This is a genomic window from Brytella acorum, from assembly GCF_029309905.1.
GTDB lineage: Bacteria > Pseudomonadota > Alphaproteobacteria > Acetobacterales > Acetobacteraceae > Brytella > Brytella acorum.
Genome location: NZ_JARBJP010000005.1, coordinates 107,906 through 126,641, shown reverse-complemented (window position 1 = coordinate 126,641; position 18,736 = coordinate 107,906). Strand labels below are relative to the sequence as shown.

At 60.2% G+C, this 18,736-nt stretch carries 16 protein-coding genes; 1 reads left to right on the top strand and 15 read right to left on the bottom strand.

Going from position 1 to position 18,736, the window contains the following annotated elements; translation table 11 throughout:
• Positions 1-27 precede the first annotated feature (27 nt).
• From PWM43_RS10105 to PWM43_RS10055, 11 genes are all read right to left on the bottom strand, one after another.
• Positions 28-1,452, bottom strand: coding sequence for an NAD(P)(+) transhydrogenase (Re/Si-specific) subunit beta (locus PWM43_RS10105; protein WP_289842382.1), 1,425 nt, complete (start codon positions 1,450-1,452; stop codon positions 28-30).
• Positions 1,449-1,787, bottom strand: coding sequence for an NAD(P) transhydrogenase subunit alpha (locus tag PWM43_RS10100; protein ID WP_289842381.1), 339 nt, complete (start codon positions 1,785-1,787; stop codon positions 1,449-1,451). Before PWM43_RS10100 ends, PWM43_RS10105 begins: the two co-directional genes overlap by 4 nt.
• Positions 1,788-1,791: 4 nt before the next feature.
• Positions 1,792-2,964 (bottom strand): NAD(P) transhydrogenase subunit alpha, encoded by a 1,173-nt coding sequence (locus tag PWM43_RS10095; RefSeq protein WP_289842380.1) that lies wholly within the window; start codon positions 2,962-2,964, stop codon positions 1,792-1,794.
• A gap of 199 nt (positions 2,965-3,163) precedes the next feature.
• On the bottom strand, positions 3,164-4,249 hold the full coding sequence (locus PWM43_RS10090) for an oxidoreductase (RefSeq protein ID WP_289842379.1): 1,086 nt from the start codon (positions 4,247-4,249) through the stop codon (positions 3,164-3,166).
• Between the two features lie 54 nt (positions 4,250-4,303).
• A complete protein-coding gene (locus PWM43_RS10085; RefSeq protein WP_289842378.1) occupies positions 4,304-4,798 on the bottom strand; it encodes a heme-degrading domain-containing protein in 495 nt (164 codons plus the stop codon).
• 149 nt (positions 4,799-4,947) lie between these two features.
• On the bottom strand, positions 4,948-5,736 hold the full coding sequence (locus PWM43_RS10080) for a TIM barrel protein (protein WP_289842377.1): 789 nt from the start codon (positions 5,734-5,736) through the stop codon (positions 4,948-4,950).
• 101 nt (positions 5,737-5,837) lie between these two features.
• Positions 5,838-6,245, bottom strand: a complete 408-nt coding sequence (locus tag PWM43_RS10075) for a tautomerase family protein (RefSeq protein WP_289842376.1) — start codon at positions 6,243-6,245, stop codon at positions 5,838-5,840.
• Positions 6,246-6,347: 102 nt separating this feature from the next.
• A complete protein-coding gene (gene iolB / locus PWM43_RS10070) occupies positions 6,348-7,148 on the bottom strand; it encodes a 5-deoxy-glucuronate isomerase (RefSeq protein ID WP_289842375.1) in 801 nt (266 codons plus the stop codon).
• The gene (iolE, locus tag PWM43_RS10065; protein ID WP_289842374.1) at positions 7,148-8,047 is read right to left on the bottom strand and encodes a myo-inosose-2 dehydratase; all 900 of its coding nucleotides are present in this window, start codon (positions 8,045-8,047) and stop codon (positions 7,148-7,150) included. The genes iolB and iolE overlap by 1 nt, the downstream gene beginning before the upstream one ends.
• A 22-nt stretch (positions 8,048-8,069) precedes the next feature.
• Positions 8,070-9,926: a 3D-(3,5/4)-trihydroxycyclohexane-1,2-dione acylhydrolase (decyclizing) gene (gene iolD, locus PWM43_RS10060; protein WP_289842373.1), complete on the bottom strand. Its 1,857-nt coding sequence runs from the start codon at positions 9,924-9,926 to the stop codon at positions 8,070-8,072.
• 41 nt (positions 9,927-9,967) lie between these two features.
• Entirely contained in the window at positions 9,968-11,881 is a 1,914-nt protein-coding gene (locus tag PWM43_RS10055) for a bifunctional 5-dehydro-2-deoxygluconokinase/5-dehydro-2-deoxyphosphogluconate aldolase (RefSeq protein ID WP_289842372.1), read from the bottom strand.
• A gap of 189 nt (positions 11,882-12,070) precedes the next feature.
• Between PWM43_RS10055 and PWM43_RS10050 the strand changes: the two genes are divergently transcribed.
• The gene (locus PWM43_RS10050) at positions 12,071-12,934 is read left to right on the top strand and encodes a MurR/RpiR family transcriptional regulator (RefSeq protein WP_289842371.1); all 864 of its coding nucleotides are present in this window, start codon (positions 12,071-12,073) and stop codon (positions 12,932-12,934) included.
• A gap of 15 nt (positions 12,935-12,949) precedes the next feature.
• Here PWM43_RS10050 and PWM43_RS10045 read toward each other — a convergent pair whose 3' ends face one another.
• The 4 genes from PWM43_RS10045 to PWM43_RS10030 form a co-directional block, all read right to left on the bottom strand.
• Entirely contained in the window at positions 12,950-14,431 is a 1,482-nt protein-coding gene (locus tag PWM43_RS10045; protein WP_289842370.1) for a c-type cytochrome, read from the bottom strand.
• Between the two features lie 3 nt (positions 14,432-14,434).
• Positions 14,435-16,030: a GMC family oxidoreductase gene (locus PWM43_RS10040; RefSeq protein ID WP_289842369.1), complete on the bottom strand. Its 1,596-nt coding sequence runs from the start codon at positions 16,028-16,030 to the stop codon at positions 14,435-14,437.
• 29 nt (positions 16,031-16,059) lie between these two features.
• Entirely contained in the window at positions 16,060-16,689 is a 630-nt protein-coding gene (locus PWM43_RS10035) for a sugar dehydrogenase complex small subunit (RefSeq protein WP_289842368.1), read from the bottom strand.
• Between the two features lie 145 nt (positions 16,690-16,834).
• Positions 16,835-18,325, bottom strand: coding sequence for a sugar porter family MFS transporter (locus tag PWM43_RS10030; RefSeq protein ID WP_289842367.1), 1,491 nt, complete (start codon positions 18,323-18,325; stop codon positions 16,835-16,837).
• Positions 18,326-18,736 lie beyond the last annotated feature (411 nt).

Genomic DNA, 18,736 nt, shown 5'->3' with positions numbered 1-18,736 from the left:
CGCGGCCCGGCACGAAAGACCGGCGAATCAGCTGGTGCCCAAAGCTTTCAGGGATTCGACCATCTTGCTCAGGACTGCCTGCGCATCGCCGAAGACCATGGTCGTATTCGGCAGAAAAAACAGTGGGTTCTGGACGCCGGAATAACCGGTGCCCTGTCCACGCTTGATGACGAAGACCTGTTTGGCCTGATCCGCGTTCAGGATCGGCATGCCATAGATCGGCGATGACTTGTCCGTGCGCGCGGAGGGGTTGACCACGTCGTTGGCACCAATGACCAGAGCGACATCAGTCGTCTTGAAGCTGTCATTGATGTCATCCATGTCAAAGATCATGTCATACGGCACACCGGCTTCGGCGAGCAGGACGTTCATATGACCCGGCATGCGACCTGCGACGGGATGGATCGCGAATTTCACATCCACGCCCGCCGCGACCAGCAGCTTCACCATCTCGTAGAGTTTCTGCTGCGCCTGTGCGACGGCCAGACCATAACCCGGAATGATGATGACGCTGGACGCGTAGCGCATCGTCGTCGCGGCGTCGTCGGCGTTGACCGATTTCATTTCGCCCTGCGGCCCCGCGGCGGCGGCGGAAGTCGCGCCGAAATTGCTGAACAGAACGTTGGCGATCGACCGGTTCATGGCCTTGGCCATCAGCACCGTCAGAAGTGTGCCCGCCGAACCCACGACCATACCGGCGATCATCAGCGCCGGATCGGCCATGACGTACCCTTCGAGTCCGACGGCGAGCCCCGTGAAAGCGTTATAGAGCGAGATCACGACCGGCATGTCCGCGCCACCGATGGGCATGGTCATGCACACACCGAAGAACAGCGCGCCCGCGAAGAAGAGACCGGAATAGATCCCGGCATTCTCCGCGCCCTGCATGCCCGTTACGACGGTCATCACGCCAAGCGCCAGCGTCGCCACGAAAACGAGGGCGTTGAAAGGACGCTGACCGGGAAAACGCATCGGGTTTTTCATGTGCCCGGCAAGCTTGGCCCACGCAATGACGGAACCCGTCAACGAGATACAGCCGATGAGGCCGCCCGCGACCGTCACGCCGAGGTGTAACGCCGAACTCTCCTGATGACGCAGCAGCGCGACGGCGGCCACGGCGGATGCCGAGCCACCGCCCATGCCGTTGAAGAGCGCGACCATCTCCGGCATCGCCGTCATCGGAACGGTGCGTCCCTGACGGCCCGCCCAGAGGCCGCCGATCAGCAGCGCGAGCACGGCCAGACCGATATTGACCGGCAGATGGGCGCGCACGTCGTCGGAAACATTCACGATCCCGAGGAAGCTGACGAGCACGACGAACGCCATGCCCCAGCCCGCGATGACGATGCCGCGCACGGCCGTCACCGGAGACGACATCCCCTTCAGACCGTAGATGAACAGCGCCGAGGCGATAAGGCCGCTCAGGCCGATGATATATTCGATGACAGTCATGACGCCGCCTTCTGGTTCGCCGCATTTTTCGCGGTCGTGGTCGCGGCGCTGGGCTTGAACATGGCCAGCATGCGATCCGTTACGACATAACCGCCCATGACGTTACCGGCCCCGAACAGGACGCCGACGAAACCGATGATCTGCTCGGGAACCGTGGTCGCGGAGAACAGCGCCGAAAGCGCGCCCACGACCACGATGCCGTGAATGAAATTGGAGCCGGACATCAGCGGTGTATGCAGGATCGACGGCACGCGGCTGATAACCACGTAGCCGGTGAAGGCCGCAAGCATGAAGATGTAGAGGGCGATGACGAAGGTCATTGAGGTAATGGCCATCGGATTATCCTTTCGCCGCAGGCGCGGTGGCGGAAGCGGCAGGAGGGGACGCTGGCCCCTCGACAGCCTGCCGCACGCCGTCATTGGTGATCTTGCCGTCATGCGTCACGAGCGTTTTCGCAATGACCTCATCGGTCATGTCGAGCGAAAGCTTGCCGTCCTTGACGATCTGCTGAAGCAGGTTGAGAACGTTTTTGGCGTAAAGCTCGCTCGCCTGCTCGGCGAGGCAGGATGGCAGATTGACCGGGCCGACGATCACGGCAGGACCGACCTGGACGGTTTCACCCGCCTTCGTGCCTTCGCAGTTGCCGCCACCCTCAGCCGCCATGTCGACGATCACCGCGCCCTGTTTCATTTTCGCGATCTGGTCCGCGTCAATCAGGCGCGGCGCGCGGCGTCCCGGAACGGCCGCCGTGGTCAAGATGAGATCGGCCCTGGCGATATGATCGGTCAGAACCGCACGCACCTTGGCCTTTTCGTCGTCGGTCAGTTCGCGCGCATATCCGCCCTGACCCGTTGCGTCCACGCCCGTATCGACGAATTTGGCGCCAAGGGAATGCGCCTCCTCCTTTGTCTCGGGGCGGACGTCATAACCTTCGGTCACGGCGCCCAGACGATGCGCGGTGGCAAGCGCCTGAAGCCCGGCCACGCCCAGACCCATGACCAGAACCTGGGCCGCCCGCAGGGAGCCGACCGCCGTCGTCATCATCGGAAGGATCTTCTGCATGTGCGTCGCGCCGAGCAGGACGGCGTAATAACCGGCCAGAGTGGCCTGGCTCGACAGCACGTCCATCGCCTGCGCACGACTGATACGAGGCACCTGCTCCATCGCGAAGCATGATATCTTCCCGTCGCGAAGCGCTTCGACCAGCTCGGGATGATTGCGACCGTAGATGAGGGAAATGAGAATCGACCCCGGCTTCATGGCCGAAATCGCAGCGACCGACGGGGGATTGACCGAGAGCACGATATCCGCCGAAGCGATCATGGCCGCCTGGGACGCCTCGACGGATACGCCCTTGTAAGCCGCGTCGACGTAGGACGAGGCCGTGCCCGCGCCGGCTTCGATCGCCAGATCACAACCCAGCTTGGATATCCGGGCCGCCACGTCGGGAACAAGCGCGACGCGCCGCTCTCCCGCGTCTGTCTCCTTAAGTGCCGCTATTTTCAAGGCCATGTTTGATCCCCGCGTCGTATTGAGTGTCGAGCGCGAAACACTCCTTATCTACGCGCGGGCGGCAGCGATCGCCCCTAAGGAGTACTCCGGCCATCCGGGTCATGCCCGGAGCCAGAGTTCCTTAGATCATGAATGGGCGTTCCGTACCTTGACATGCGTCAAAAAAGACATTCGTCAGGGTCGGGCGCCCATGAAAATTTTATGTCAGCGCCTCTTCGGCACGCGCCCAGCCAGCCCGTTCTTCCGCGCTGAGGGGCAGAGGCAAGGTGCGCCCCTGTTTTGAGGCTTCGATCGCCGTTTCAATCACGGCCATGACGCCCAGCGCCTGGTTCGTCGAGACGGGATTGGGCTTTTCTCCACGCAGGGCGGCCGCAAGGGCCCGGTAAAACGCCATCTGATCGCCCGGCGGCGTCGGCAGAGTTTCGGTCTCTCCGTCGCTTTTATGGAACATCATGGCATCGTCATCGTCACCGAAACCTGGCGAACCGGGAATGCATCCCTGTTTGAGACGATCCTCCTGACGATCCGCGCCGTGTTTGATCAGCGATCCCGCGGCACCATGCACGCTGAAGCGGGATGTCCCGCCCGCAACGACCATGCTGCCATGAAGCGTGACGCGGTGGGTCGGATATCGAAGGATGACCTCGAACCAGTCATCGACCTCACTCTCCGGACGAATGACGGCAATCTCCGCCATGACCGCTGTTGGCAATCCGAACAGCAGAAGCGCCTGATCCACCATGTGAGGCGCCAGATCAAACCACATACCCGCGCCGGGCACAAAAGCGTCGCGCCAGCCCGGGCCGGGAACAGGGTCAAATTTCTCGATATGCGACTCGAAATGAGCGATCCGCCCGAGCCGACCTGAATCGATGACTGACTTCACGCCCAGGAAATCACTATCCCATCGGCGATTCTGGAAAACGGAGACACTCTTTCCACAGAGCCGCGCGGTTTCGACGACAGATCGTGCGTCCGACAGGGACAGCATGAAAGGCTTGTCGACAAGGACGTTTTTTCCGGACCGCAGTGCCGCCTCCGCGAGGAGACGGTGAGTCTCATTGGGTGAGGCGATCACGACGAGATCCAGATCATCACGGGCGATCAGATCCTCCGGCGTCGGAACCACTTCCACATCCGGATAATCCCGCCCGACCTCCCGGGGACGAGACGACGCCACGGCCACAAGCGTCATGCCCGACGTCGCCGCAATCATCGGTCCATGGAAGGTTTTTCCGACAAAACCATAGCCGATCAGCCCGACACGGATACCAGATCCCGCCATATCCCTCATGTCCTTCAATTTACAGTTCACCCGCGGAGATCCCGTGATCGGCGATCAGGTCGGCAGGAGGAAATCAGCCCGCGCCTTTCCCAGCGCGTCACACAGCGCATCCACGACGAGTTCATGATCCCGCCGATCCGGCAGACCGGAAACGACGACGCTGCCGATGACACCAACGTTCCTGATCGTAATAGGGAAGCCGCCGCCGCATGCGGCGTATTCCACCGGAGACAGAAAATACCGTTGCTCGATATTGGTCTCTTCGAGGGCCAGTTCGTGCGCCACGCGATAGGAACTGCAAAGAAAGCGCTGCACCGTCCTCGCCTTGCGTCGCACCCAGTCGTGATTATCCGCGACCACGCCATGCGTCGCCGCGAAGAAAAGCTGCCGGTCGAAAAAACGTATGTCAATCGCCAGGGGAAGAGTTTCCGTCACGGCCCGCTCATGCAGCATACATCCGATTTTCCAGGCGATATTTTCATCGAAACTGGAAAATACGAGTCCTTTTTCCTGCGCGATAATGGCGCCAAGATTTTGTGCAAGGGTCATAAAATCTCTCCATTCCATACCGAGACCGACGATAAAACGGCTCACGCGTGCGGTGCGGCCATATTCAGGCGAGCCGGGAACACGCACGACCCATGCACAAGTCTAAGATAAAGGCCACGAGACGTTCACGGATTGCCGCACTGGAAAAATCATACCGTAAACGCGGCCCTGAAACGGTCCAGCGCCAGCACGTCATCTTCCGATGCCCAGGCTTCCATGCCGATCGTGCCCCGATAACCGAGCTTACGGAGTTCACGGGCAATGGCCGGATAATTGATCTCACCGGTCCCCGGCTCGCATCGCCCCGGAACATCCGCCACCTGAATTTCGCCGATATAAGGGAAGGTCTCACGCAGGAGCGCAATCAGGTTTCCTTCCCCGATCTGGGCGTGGTACAGATCCAGCATCATGCGCAGCGCAGGGTGATCGACAGCTTTGATCAGGCTGTAACATGCCTGTGCCGTGCCGAATGGTACACCCGGATGATCCACCTGTGCATTGAGGTTCTCCAGCACGAACATCACGTCATGCTTTTCACCGAGTTCCGCGATGCGGCTCAGCGTGTCATAGGCCTTGAGCCACATCGCGCCGGTCTCGCCGCATGACGGCTTGAGGGGCAAACCGTTGGGATCGAGCCCCGTTCCATGCAGGTTCAGGCGTGGGATTCCGAGCTTCCTGGCGATGGGAATGGACTCCGCCGCTGTCGCCAGGAGTTCATCGGCGCCCACATCATCCGCCAGCGTGCCGCGAATATAGCCGGTCATCGACGTAAAATCGGCGCCCGTCGCGGCCAGCGCATCGATATCGTGACGCGTCCAGTCCCATATCTCGACGGAAAACCCGCGTGCGGAAATTTCACGCACACGGTCGGTCATGGGAAGGTCGCGGAAAACCATCTCGGCGCAGACGGCCAGAGTGAAACCGTTTTCTTCTGTCATTGAACTCTATCCCTATGGCGCCTGACGCCTCCCGCCTGCCGCGTCGGCACTGTTCCCGGCACACGGCCCGAAGAGGAGCCCGAGCCGTGTGGTTGGCCCTGTCAGCCCTTGGGCTTGCCGCCCAGTTCGCCCGTCAGGAACTGCGCCCGACCATTGCCGAAAGACCAGTGCGCATCTTCGTTCTCGACCACGGACACCATGACGTCAGAGGGCTCGATGCCGCATTCCGCTTTGAGCCGATCCGTCAACAGCTTGTAGAATTCGGCTGTCTTTTCCGGTCCACGCGGGCGGCTGAACATCTGGAGCAGCACGACCTTTTCCGTACGCGGAATGTCGAGACCGGTATCTTCCACGATCATGTGAGACGGCTTGTGCTCGGAGACGAGCTGATACCGGTCGCGACGCGGGACCTGAAAGACCTCGAGCATGGCTTCATGCGCCGTGTCGAGGAGCTTCCTGATTTCGGCCTCGTTGCGGCCTTCGAGAATATGGAAATGCAGAAGAGGCATGGGAAATATCCTTCAGAAAAATCGGCGATCCGAAAATCGACGATCGGAAAAATGGAAGCCGTATTCTCTTGCGAGAAGCCCGTCTCTTAAGAAACCCGGTTCTCAATACGGCAGATGAGCCTGATCCGGGTCCATGGAAAACTTCCAGACACGGCGCGGACCCGCCATCACGTTCAGATAATAAAGATCAAACCCGTGCGGTGCGCCGACCGGGTGATAGCCCCGGGGCACGAGCACGACGTCCCCATCCGACACGGCCATGGTCTCGTCGAGAGACCCATCCTTTGTATAAACGCGCTGGAGGGCGAAACCGCTGCCCCGTTTGAGACGGTGATAATACGTCTCCTCGAGATAGGTCTCGTTGGGGAAGTCGTCCGTATCGTGCTTGTGAGGCGGATAACTCGACCAGTGACCGCCCGGGGTTATAACTTCAACGACCAGCAGCGTCTCGCCTGGTGCGTTATCAGGAAGAATGTTGCGGATGAAACGCTGATTGGTACCCTCCCCCCGCGCGACTTCACCGACCTCGTCGGGAAGGATCGCGCGCGCGGGAAACTTGCCCGTCGCCGGAGAGCGGCAGATGGCAACCTCGACCGGCGTTTCGGCCTCGATCGTCCAGGTGCTCCGTGGCGGCAGGTAAACCGACCACGGCAGACCGTCGAACGGATTCATCCGCTCGCCCATCAGACCGAAATCCTGGCCCGCGCCCGCGATCCGCGCCTTGCCGCTGACGAGAACGAGACAGGCTTCCGTGCCTTCCGTGTTCCCCTCGGTCGACTCTCCCGGCTCCAGCCTGCGCACTTCGAAATCAATGAACTTCCAGCCCGCACTCTGCGGGGTGATCTTCACTGTCCGTTTGGCCTCATCGCGGGCATGCGAATGAACGCGTAGTTCTGAAGACATTATCTGTGCCCCGTCTGTGTGAGAACATCGACCAGATAATTACGGCCCATCCGTGCATAAATCAGCGGGTCCGCAATATCCGGATCCTGCTCGGCTTCCAGAACGATCCAGCCTGAATAATCCGGCAGTTGGTTTAAAATACGCACGTAATCGATGCAGCCGTCTCCAGGCACCGTAAACACACCCGAAAGGACCGCACGCAGGAAACTCCAGTCGTTGACATCGGCCCTCGCCCGGTTGATCGGGCGGATATCCTTTCCATGCAGATGACGAATACGTGCATGATAGGTGCGCGCCAGTTCGGCGGGATCGGACCCGCCCCACAGAGCGTGTCCCGTATCGAGCAGAAGCTTGACGGCCGGGCCGGTGAGATCCATCAGCCGTCCGATATCCTCACGGGACTGCACGATCGTGCCCATGTGATGATGATAGACGAGATCGATCCCCTCGCTTTGCAGATACTCTGCTACCGCTGTCAGACGTTGCGTGAACGTCGTCCATTCGTGTTCGCTCAGGACCGGCCGTTCCGATAGGGGTTTGTCGAAATCCGAATGGATCGCATTGGAGGTCTCGCATGCGATGCAGACCTTGCATCCCATGCCCTTGAGCAAGGCGAGCCGTGGCTGAAGCGCCTCGATTTCCGCTTCCGCACTGCGCGTCAGCAGATTGAGCGACCACCAGCCGGAGATGAAAGCCAGTCCATAGGGCGCGAGCGCCGCGCGCATACCCTCCACATCGGTCGGAAACTTGTGCCCAAGCTCCATCCCCTCGATCCCGGCACGACGGGCCTGGTCCAGACATGTCGCAAGCGATGTTGTGCCCCCGATGGAAGGCAGGTCGTCGCTGCTCCAGATGATCGGGTTGGCGCCGATCCTGACCTTTTTTTTCTGCTGCGGCATGATTGGCTCCATCATACGAACCTCAGTTCGCCAGACGCTGCATGCCGCGCAGACGCTCATAGGTCGAGCGCGCTTCGCGGACCGGCTCACGCGTGGACACTTCCGGCACCGCCACGTCCCACCATGCGCCACCGTCTTCCGTCGTGGGTTTGGGGTCCGTGTCGATCAGAATAACGCTGGTGCGATCGGCGCTACGGGCGCGGGTCACGGCCTTGGTCAGTTCCTCGACAGTCGCCACCTTCTCCGCGCGCGCGCCGAGGCCACGGGCAATCTGCACGAAGTCGATTTCCGGGAAAATCTCCTGCTTGCAGTCCTGCCAGAGATTATTGAACGGCGCGCCGCCCGTATGGTTCTGAAGGCGGTTGATGCAGCCGTAACCATGATTGTCGAGCAGCACGATGATCAGTTTCCGCCCCAGCATGACGGAGGTCGCGATTTCGGCATTGAGCATCAGGAACGAACCATCCCCGAGCATCACGACGACTTCGCGCTCGGGCGTGGCCATTTTCACGCCAAGCGCGCCGGCCAGCTCGTAACCCATGCAGGAAAAACCATATTCCATATGATAGCCGCCCGGCTGCTCCGCGCGCCAGTGCTTCTGCAATTCGGCTGGCAGACCGCCCGCCGCGCACACGACCGTATCGGTCGGCCGCGTCGCGCGCTGCACCGCACCGATCACCTGGGCGTCCGTCGGAAGGCCGGTCTGGCTCGCCGCTGGCGCGTCCTGATACCGCGCCGACATTTCAAGCCACGCCCTGCGCTCACGCTCGGCCTTGGCCGTCCATGCCGCGTCCGCCTTCCATGCGCCGAGCTTTGCATCCAGCGCCGCCAGAGACGTCCTGGCATCCGCCACCAGCGGGACGGATGCATGTTTGGCCACGTCGAAAGGCTGCACGTTCAACGCCAGAATCCGGGCGTCGGCGTTCCTGAACAGTCCCCAGGAACCCGTGGTGAAATCCTGTAGACGCGTGCCGATCGCGATCACGAGATCGGCGTCCTCCGCCATGGCGTTTGCCGCCGAACTACCGCTGACGCCGATGCCGCCCATATTCATGGGATGCGACGTCGCAACGGACGAACGGCCGGCCTGCGTCTCGCCGAGCGGTATTCCTCTCGCGGCGCAAAACGCCGCGAGTTCCGCTTCGGCACCCGAATACAGCACGCCACCGCCTGCGATGACGAGCGGGTTTTTCGCGGCGCGAAGCAGCGCCGCTGCCTCTTCGAGTTCCTGCTGATCCGGCGCGATACGACGCAGACGGTGAATGCGCTCGGCAAAAAAGCTCTCGGGATAATCGAAGGCCTCGGCCTGCGTATCCTGACACAATGCGAGTGTGACCGGTCCGCAATCAGCGGGATCGGTCAATACACGCATGGCCTGCTGGAAGGCCGGAATCAACTGCTCCGGACGCGCGATACGGTCGAAATAGCGCGAAACCGGCCGGAAGGCGTCGTTGGCGCTGATCGTGCCATCTCCGAAATCCTCGATCTGTTGCAGGACGGGGTCTGGAATCCGGTTGGCGAACACATCGCCGGGCAGCAGGAGCAGCGGAATGCGATTGACATGCGCCACACCCGCCGCCGTCACCATGTTAAGGGCGCCGGGTCCGATCGAACTGGTCACGGCCATCACCTGACGACGCCGCACCGCCTTGGAAAAGGCCGTCGCGGCAAAAGCCATGCCCTGCTCGTTATGTCCGCGATAGGTCGGCAAGGCGTCGCGCTTCTCCTGAAGCGCCTCACCGAGACCAGCCACGTTGCCATGCCCGAAAATCGCCCATATGCCGGGAAAGAACGGTCGGATCGTCCCGTCAATCTCCGTCTTCTGCGCGATTATGGCGCGCACCAGCGCCTGAGCCATGGTTAAACGGATCGTTTTCATCGTCATGATCCTCAAAAATCCCGATCTGGAAGCGTCCGGCCTCAGACCGCCCGACGCTTTTCGATGGCCGTCCAGGCTTCGACGAACGTCGCGAAGCGCCGAGCCATTTCCGCAACCACGCTTTCGTCATCCAGTTTACCGGCGAGCCATGCCCGTGCCGACGGGCCGAAAATCGTGCGGCCGATCGCGAAACCCTTGACCCAGGGCGTCACGGCCGCCGCTTCGAAAGCCTCAAGCAGATCTTCGATCGGCGCATCGAGACCAAGAATCACCACGCCACGGCAATGAGGATCCCGCGCCTCGATCACGCGGGCGATGGCCTGCCACGCCGCCGGATTTTTCTGCCCTTCGAGTTTCCACCAGTCCGGTTTGATGCCGATGTCGTAGAGCCGGTCAAGAACCTGCGCGACGCTGTCCGGCCCGAGCGGACCATTTTTGCCCGCGATAATCTCGATAAGGATTTCGCGACCCATCCTGCGACAGGCGTCATAGGCGCGGAAAAGCTCGCGCTCCTGTCGGAGCTTCAAATCTTCCGGATCGTCCGGATGATAGAAGGCAAGGCATTTGACGGTCTGTTCCGTCGGCCATTCCGTCAGATGCGCGCCAAGGCTGCCGCCGCATTCGAATTCCAGAGGGCGTGAACCCGTCTTTTCGATCGGTCGCGCAATCCACAGTTTTTCATGCGACGCCGCGAACAGGGCTTCCTGTCCGTAAATACCGTCCATGAATACGCCGAAGCCGGGACGTCCCTGAGCCACGCGCGTGGCCGCCGCGATCACCAGCTTCTTGAATTCCGGAATTTTTTCAAACGAAGCACCCGCTTCGCGGGCGATGTCTTCAAGTTGCAGACGATGATCGCATGCAAACGCCATGATCGGCGTCGGCTGATGACGGCGCGTCGTCACCCAATGGAGATGATTAAGCTCCGCATCGTGACGCAGCGCGCGATGTTCGCTGCCGTTTTTCAGAAAATACTGCAATTCTTCCCAGGTCGGGATTTCCGACGAGCAAAGCAGGCGCGATACCGCAAAAGCCCCACAGGCATTGGCGTAGGTGCAGCAATCGGCCAGCGGTTCGCCGCGAACCCATCCCCGCAGGAAACCGGACATGAAGGCATCCCCGGCGCCGAGCGTGTTGTAGACTTCAATCGGGAAGCCCGCCCCTTTGATGCCGTCCTGAAGGTCGTCGGGAATTTCGTCCTCGAACACCACGCAGCCCATCGGGCCACGCTTGCAGACGATCGTACCTTTGGAAACCGCGCGAATATTGCGGATTGCGGTCAGCGTATCCTCGCTTCCGCCCGCGATGTGCAACTCCTCTTCCGTCCCCACGATCAGATCGCATTCGGGGAGGATGGTCATCAGGTGATCCGTGACCTCATCGGAGCGGACATATCGTGACTCCCCTTCGCCGATCGCCGCGAGGCCCCACAGATTGGGACGGTAATCGATATCGAACGCGACCTTGCCGCCATTTTCATGGACGATCTTCATGGCCTTGCGCTGGGCCGCCGCGCTGTGTGGGCGCGAAAAATGCGTCCCGCTGACGACGACGACGTTCGCCCTCCGCATAAAAGCAGGATCGATGTCCTCTTCGTTCAGGGCCGCGTCCGCGCAATCCGTCCGATAGAACAGGAGCGGAAAACTGTTCTGGTCACGCACGCCGAGAATGGCCAGCGCCGTAAGACGTTCCGGATCTGTGACGATACCATCCGTGACGACGCCTTCACGACCCAGCTGCTCACGAATGAAACGGCCGAAATTTTCATTGCCCACGCGGGTCACAAGACCGGAACGCAGACCGAGGCGCGACGTGCCGATCGCGATATTGGCGGGGCAACCGCCCACGCCCTTGCTGAAGCTGGCCATATCTTCAAGACGGCCACCGATCTGCTGACCGTAGATATCAATGGAGGAGCGGCCTATCGCGATGACGTCCAAATCAGACGATTCCATCTCTTGTAACCCCTGAGGTTGATCTGTCGGCCATATAGAACACACGTTCTGTTATTTGTCATCATATAGAACGTGCTTTCTTTTCTTTTTCACTCATTTCACCGTATGGTGATATTGCAACGTCTCAGAAGCCGCATTGGCTTGGGCCTTCCCTTCAAAAAGGGACATTTCAGATCGGAGCCACTGCCCATGTCGTCCACGCATGTCCGCACAGCACAGCCCGCGACTCACGAGCCCGACCTCGTCTCAGACGGCTACGACGCGTTCCATCAGAAATTGCGGGCACGCTATGCGACCCTGCCGACCCGTCTGCGTCAGATCGCGGATACCATCCTGAAAAAGCCGGACGATATCGCCTTGGGAACCGTAAGCAGTCTGGCTGCGGATGCCCAGGTGCAGCCCTCCACGGTCATCCGGTTCGCCCGCACATTCGGCCTGAACGGCTTTTCGGAAATGCAGGCAATTTTTCGCGAGCGTATTCGCAGCCGATCCACGTCTTATGGTGAACGGCTGCATGCCCTGCATGGCGAGGATGGCGGACCCGCCACATCCGTGGCCGTCCTGGACGGATTTTACCACGCCGCGATCGCATCTCTGGACGCATTGCACCACCATCTCGACCGGAAAAAGCTCGAAAAAGCGATCACCCGTCTCGTTGGCGCGCAACGTATTTACATCCTGGGTCTGCGTCGTTCCATGCCCGTCACGCGCTACCTTTCCTATCTGCTGACAAAAATGGAAATCCTCCATCAGGTGATCGGACTGGAATCCGGCATGGAGGAGGAAGCCATGCTGTCCGCCGGACCGCGCGACGCGGCGATCGTCATCAGTTTCGCCGCCTATGCGCCGCGCACGGTTGAACTGTTCAAGGAACTTGAGCGTCGGTGCGTGCCGATCGTCGCCGTCACCGACAGCCCGGCCAGTCCGGTCATTCCATCGACGGGATTGTGGCTCGACGTCATGGAAGCCGATTTCCAGGGCTTCCGCTCCAATGCCGCGACGATGGTGCTGATCATGACGCTCGCGACCGCCATCGCCGAACGCCGGAAATAGCATTCGACACACGCCTCAATCCTCGATCCTCATTTTCGCAACGGCCCCGTCGGATCCATCGCCTCGCCTTCTCCGCGCAAGAGACATGCCCGCCAGCCCCGCCGCCAAGCCGCCAAGCGCGGCCACGACACCGGCCGGGCCGAAGAGTTTGACGACAAGCGGCTCTTCCCGCCCGATCCTGTATCCCGCCACCTCCGCGGCCGAGACACTCAGATGCGGATTGCCGAAGCGGCTGAGCACGTAATTGGAGACCGCCGCGATCTGCGCGTCGTTCAACTCGGCTCCAAAAGCGGGCATGACCACCGTGCCGTCATTCGTTTCACGATGCACGCCCTTGACGATCGCCATGACGAGATTGCGGGGCGACGTTCCGCCCGTCGCCGTATTGGCATACAGGGAGGGATAGAACTGGTCCGACGTCCCTTCGCCATGCAGTTGATGACAGGCCGCGCAGGCCGCCACGTAAATCTGCTCGCCCTGCGTGCTCGCGCCGTCCCTCATGGCGGCCGGCGAGCGATCATGACCGAGATTGAGCGCTTCGAAATTGGAGGGCTGGGCGAAGGCGACGCCGTAGGCCGGTTCTCTCTGGCCCGCTTCACGGATCGGCGGTACCGATTTCAGGTAGCGGGCGATCGCTCTCAGATCGTCATCCGCGAGATGTCGCAGACCATGCTCGATCGCTTCCGCCATGCCACCGGCCGCCTGGCTTTTCCCCGCAACCGCACCGGTGCGCAGATAGGTGACCAGTTCGTCCTCGCTCCATCCCCCGATGCCGCTGATCGGATCAGACGTGATGTTGGGCGCGAACCATCCGCCCACTGCGGCACCGCCCAGGAATTGCGACCGATCCTCCGCCATGGCGAAATTGCGCGGCGTATGACAACTCGAACAGTGCCCGACCACCTCGACCAGATAACGCCCGCGCTCGATCCCTCCGGGCGCCGTCGCCGCATGAGCCATGGGCTTCTGACGTGAGAAAACAGCGTTCCAGCCTGTCATGAGCGTGCGCAGATTGAAAGGAAACGACAATCTGGTGCCCACAGTCGGCCCCCGCTCCACCGGTTTCACGGCGTGGGTGAGATAGATATAAAGCGCGTGGACGTCCTCGTCCGACATTCCGGCATAGGATGGATAAGGCATGGCCGGATACAGGTTTCCGTGCGGCGTGACGCCCATGCGAAGAGCACGCGCGAAAACCTCTTCCGACCAGCCGCCTATTCCGAACGTGCGCGAGGGAGAAATATTCGTGGCAATGATCGTGCCTAGTGGCGATGCGATTTCATACCCGCCCGCATAGGGCGCGCCATCCGCGCCGACGTGACAGGCCGCGCAATCGGCTGTCCGCGCTACATATGCGCCGCGCGCGATAAGCTGCGCCAGGTTTTCTCCAGGCCCCGTCTGCGACGAAAAAATCGAAGCGCTTTCCGACGCCTTCGCCGGCCCGCTGCCCATAAGGATCCCGCAAAGCACCAGACCCGCAATTTTACGGACGGTCATGGATCAGATCTCTTTCGCGATAATATCAGCGGAACGGATTGCAAGAGCGATCGCCGCAAGCGTGGGATTGACCACCCCGCTGGCCGGGATCACGCCCGTAGTCGCCATGAAGAGATTGCTGTGATCCCAGCTCCGACACTCGTGATTGACGACGGAATCGCGCGGATCGTCGCCCATGAGTACCGTGCCCATCAGATGATCGCGGTTTTGCCAGCCGGTATGATCCTCGATAACGGTGCCGCCCATGATGGCGACGAAGCGGGCGAAATCTTCCCGCGCCCTGGCCGCGCCTCTCGCGATATAGTCATCCGTTTCGTAATGGACTTTCAGGGTGGGAATGCCGAGTGCATCTGTGCGGATCGTGGAGGGCTGCACCCTGTTATGGGCATGGGGCAGCATTTCGAACGTTGTTGAAAATTCGACCCATCGCGCGGACATATGCCGGATCTGTTCATCGAGTTTTTTTCCGACCACGCCACGTTCCAGCAGAATGCGCGTCACTTCCTGATTGGGCACGGCATTGTTGATCGCATGCTTGATCGCCGCATGCTCGCTTCGAAACGCGCCGTCCCGCCAGTTGAACACGCCACCTTGCTGGATGGGGCCGCGTCCGGTCCATAGCGGTTCATCCGCCAGGAACTGCAAGCCGATGCCGGTGTGATCCATCAGATTGCGTCCGACCTGGTCCGAAGAATTGGCGACGTCGGACATCAACAGAAGTTTGGGCGTTTCCAGCCCGTTACAGGCCATGACGAAATAGCGTGCTGTCAGGCGCGCATCATTCCCCAGGGACGTACGATAATGCACGGCGGCGATTTTCCCGCCGTCGCCTTTTTCGATCCTGAATACCGTGGCGTCGGGAATGACGCGCGCGCCCTGCGCCTGCGCATGTTTCGCGTGGACTTCGCCGGAATACATGGCGCCGATCGGACAAACCGGCATGCAGTTATTGTTCCCGCAGCACGCGGGCCGACCGTCATACGGCCTGTTGGTCCGCACATGCGGCTCATGCAGAAACTCGTATCCTTCCGCGCCGATGCGTTCCTTCAAACGCTGGAAATAGTAGGTTTCTTCCTCGTTGTGCACAGGATATGGCGCGGAGCGCGGCGGATAGGCCGCGCCGCGCCGCTGACCGGACTGGTCCTGCGTATCGGAACCGGAAACGCCGAGATTATATTCGGCCCGCGTGTAATACGGCTCCAATTCATCATAGGAAAGCGGCCAGTCACGGCCCACGCCGTAGAGCGTGCGCAGCTTCATGTCATTGGGCAGGAAACGCCACGTAGCACCGCCCCAATGCCAGGTGGTACCACCGACAAGGCGCAACATACCGGGCCGGAAATCGAATTCTCCCGTATTTTCAATATAGCCGGGCGTATAGGAATTCGGCGCCCATGGGGCGTTGGGATAGGGATCGTTACGATTGACCTTGCGCGGCGAAGTGCGAAAATTCTCCACGATTTTCCAGCGCGGCACCCATACGCCCGCCTCCAGAATGAGGACGGATTTTCCCTGTTTTGCGAGTTCATAGGCGAGATTGCTGCCTACGGCGCCGGAACCGACGACAATGACGTCGGCGTCATATTGAATAGGCATCATTATGTTCTCTGGTCGAACGCGGAACGTTTTCAGTCAGTCGCAAGCGACGCGGGCGGATGGCGCCAATAATCCGTCCTGCCGCGCGTATAGGATGGCACGGCGGTGGCGTCCGCCGTGGGCCGGAACATGAGCGCGCTTTCATAAGCGACGAACCGCGCATCGTCCTCTGTGTCGAGGGGAGCGGGCGTTCCGGTATAGCCGAGATACCAGGCGGAAATGATGCGCATGGCCGTGGACCTGAGAGCGGGATGCGCGGCCATGAAGCTGTCGAACCCGTCCATATCCGCAAGCCGACCATCCTGGATCGCGGCCAAAAGGCGGTTTGCATGCCCCTCGAACGCCTCGTCCGCTTCGGTCAACGCCAGAAAAGCACGTGTTGCGACGGCGGGATCGAGATCAGACTTTTCCGTCAGAAATTGTGAAAGCGCCAAAAAATCCGAGAATTTATGTCCGTCCACCGGAAGTGCGATCGGTGAGAGTGCTGCATCCCGCTCCGGCGTCCCTGCGACGTGACCCGCGCTCCGACGAGCCCCGCTCGAAACGGCACGCCACGCCTCACGCAACATCTTCGACATCGTCATGCCCGTCCTCCTGAAGCCGATCCACATCCATGCCTGGATGGCAACCGGCATTCCATCCGTCAGAGCAAGAGAGAACATATGTTCCGGTATATGTCACGATACAAAAGAGACATAAGGCGCTCCAGCCGCTCACATCCTCGCGCGTTGCGGATGGTTTCATACCGTCGTTTCGTGACGATAGTGACAGACACCGATCCGGGGTCTGTCACTATCGCGCGAAGTTTCAGCGAGACGGCGTGAGCGGAGACTTGACGCCATCTGTGTCGATCTCATCGGGGATCGGCGCATGACGCACCGGTGCCAGACTCATCATGGTCGCTTCGATTTTTTCGAGAGAAATACCCTTCGTTTCAGGCACATATCGCATCACGAACCACATCGCCACGGCACCCAGCGCCGCGAAGAGCCACATCGAAAAAGCACCATGAAAATGCGCGTTCAGCCACGCGTTCTGGCTGATCATCGGGAAACCCTGCGCCACCATGAAATTGGCCGCCCAGTTGGAGGCCACAGCCACACTCATGCCGATCGCACGAAAGCGATTGGGGAAAATTTCAGAAACCAGAATCCACGCTACCGGCCCCCAGGAAAATCCGAAGGCGAACATGAAGCCAAGCATACCAATAAGGGCAAGCAAACCCGTACTCTGGGAATAAAGGGCCCACGAAACAACCAGAAGGCTGACCATCATAATGATCGATCCATACTGAATCAGCGGCCGACGTCCTTTGCGATCGACGATCCATGCGCCGACAATGCAGCCCACCAGCATGGAGACGCCGATCCAAATGGTCTGGAAAAGAGCTTCCTGAATGCTGCCACTGGTCGTCTTCAGCACCATCGGTGCATAATACATCATTACGTTGATACCGGTGACCTGCTGAAGCGCGGCCACGGCAGCACCGACGAAGACAATCCAGCGCGCATTGCGATCGCGGAGAAGCCCGGCGAGACCGAAACTGGACCGCCCTTCTTCAGATCCGATCGATTCGCGAATTTCGTTCATCAGGCTTCCGGCATGACGTTCGTTGGAAATGCGAGTCAGAGTCTTGCGCGCATCTTCCTCGCGGCCTTTGAGCATGTGCCAGCGCGGAGATTCTGGGATCAGGAAAATCGTGGCGCAGAACAGGATGCAGGGAAGGATTTCAGATGCGAACATCCAGCGCCAACCCATCGTCTGCAACCACTCGGTCGAAGCCGTGCGCGCGATGAAGTAGTTGACGATAAAAACGACGACCTGCCCGAAAACAATCGCGAACTGCTCCATGCTCAAGGCCCGGCCGCGCATATCCTTGGGCGAAACTTCGGACATGTACATCGGAGATACGGCCGAGGCGATGCCTACGGCCACGCCGCCCAGCATGCGATAAAGGACGAACCAGAAAAAATCCGGCGCCAGCGCCGCACCTATGGACTGAATCGAAAACAGCAGCGCACAGACGAAGAGCGTCATGCGACGCCCGAGATGATGGGCGAGCCATCCCGATGCCAGGGCGCCGAATATGCAGCCCACCACCACGTTCGAGACAGCCCATCCCGTCGCTGCCGGAGAGAGGTGGAAAAACGTCTGCAACGGCCCGATCGCGCCCGATATGACGGACGTATCATAGCCGAAAAGAATACCTCCGAGTGCCGCGACAGAGCATATTCTCAGCACGTAAGCGACGTCATGCCGCTCGGACTTCACCATAATCACGTCCGAAATCGTGTTCATGTCTTTTTCTCCCCCACGCATCTCCAGCGTCAGACGCGGAGTTCTGGGCCTGGGCTGATGAGCGAATGGTCAGGATGTCGCCCGCTCGGGCCTGGCATCGGGAGAGATCCTTGGCCCGGCGTTCCTTGAGAATTGAGTCCGACACAGGCACTTTCCTTCCGCCACCCGGCAATTCTGAGATGCCGGGAACGAAATCGGAATGTTCGTGTCGGATGCCATATCTCACATCCATAACGTTACTATGGGAGTATGTAGAACATTAATTCCGCAGGAGTCCACGATGAAGAACGTTTTTTATATCATTTTATTCACACGATAAGGTTACATCTCCTCCACGAGGAGGCGCGTTCCAAAAACACACCATCCCATGGTGCGCGACGGGGTGATGCTCTCCCGCCCCTTATGTCCCGC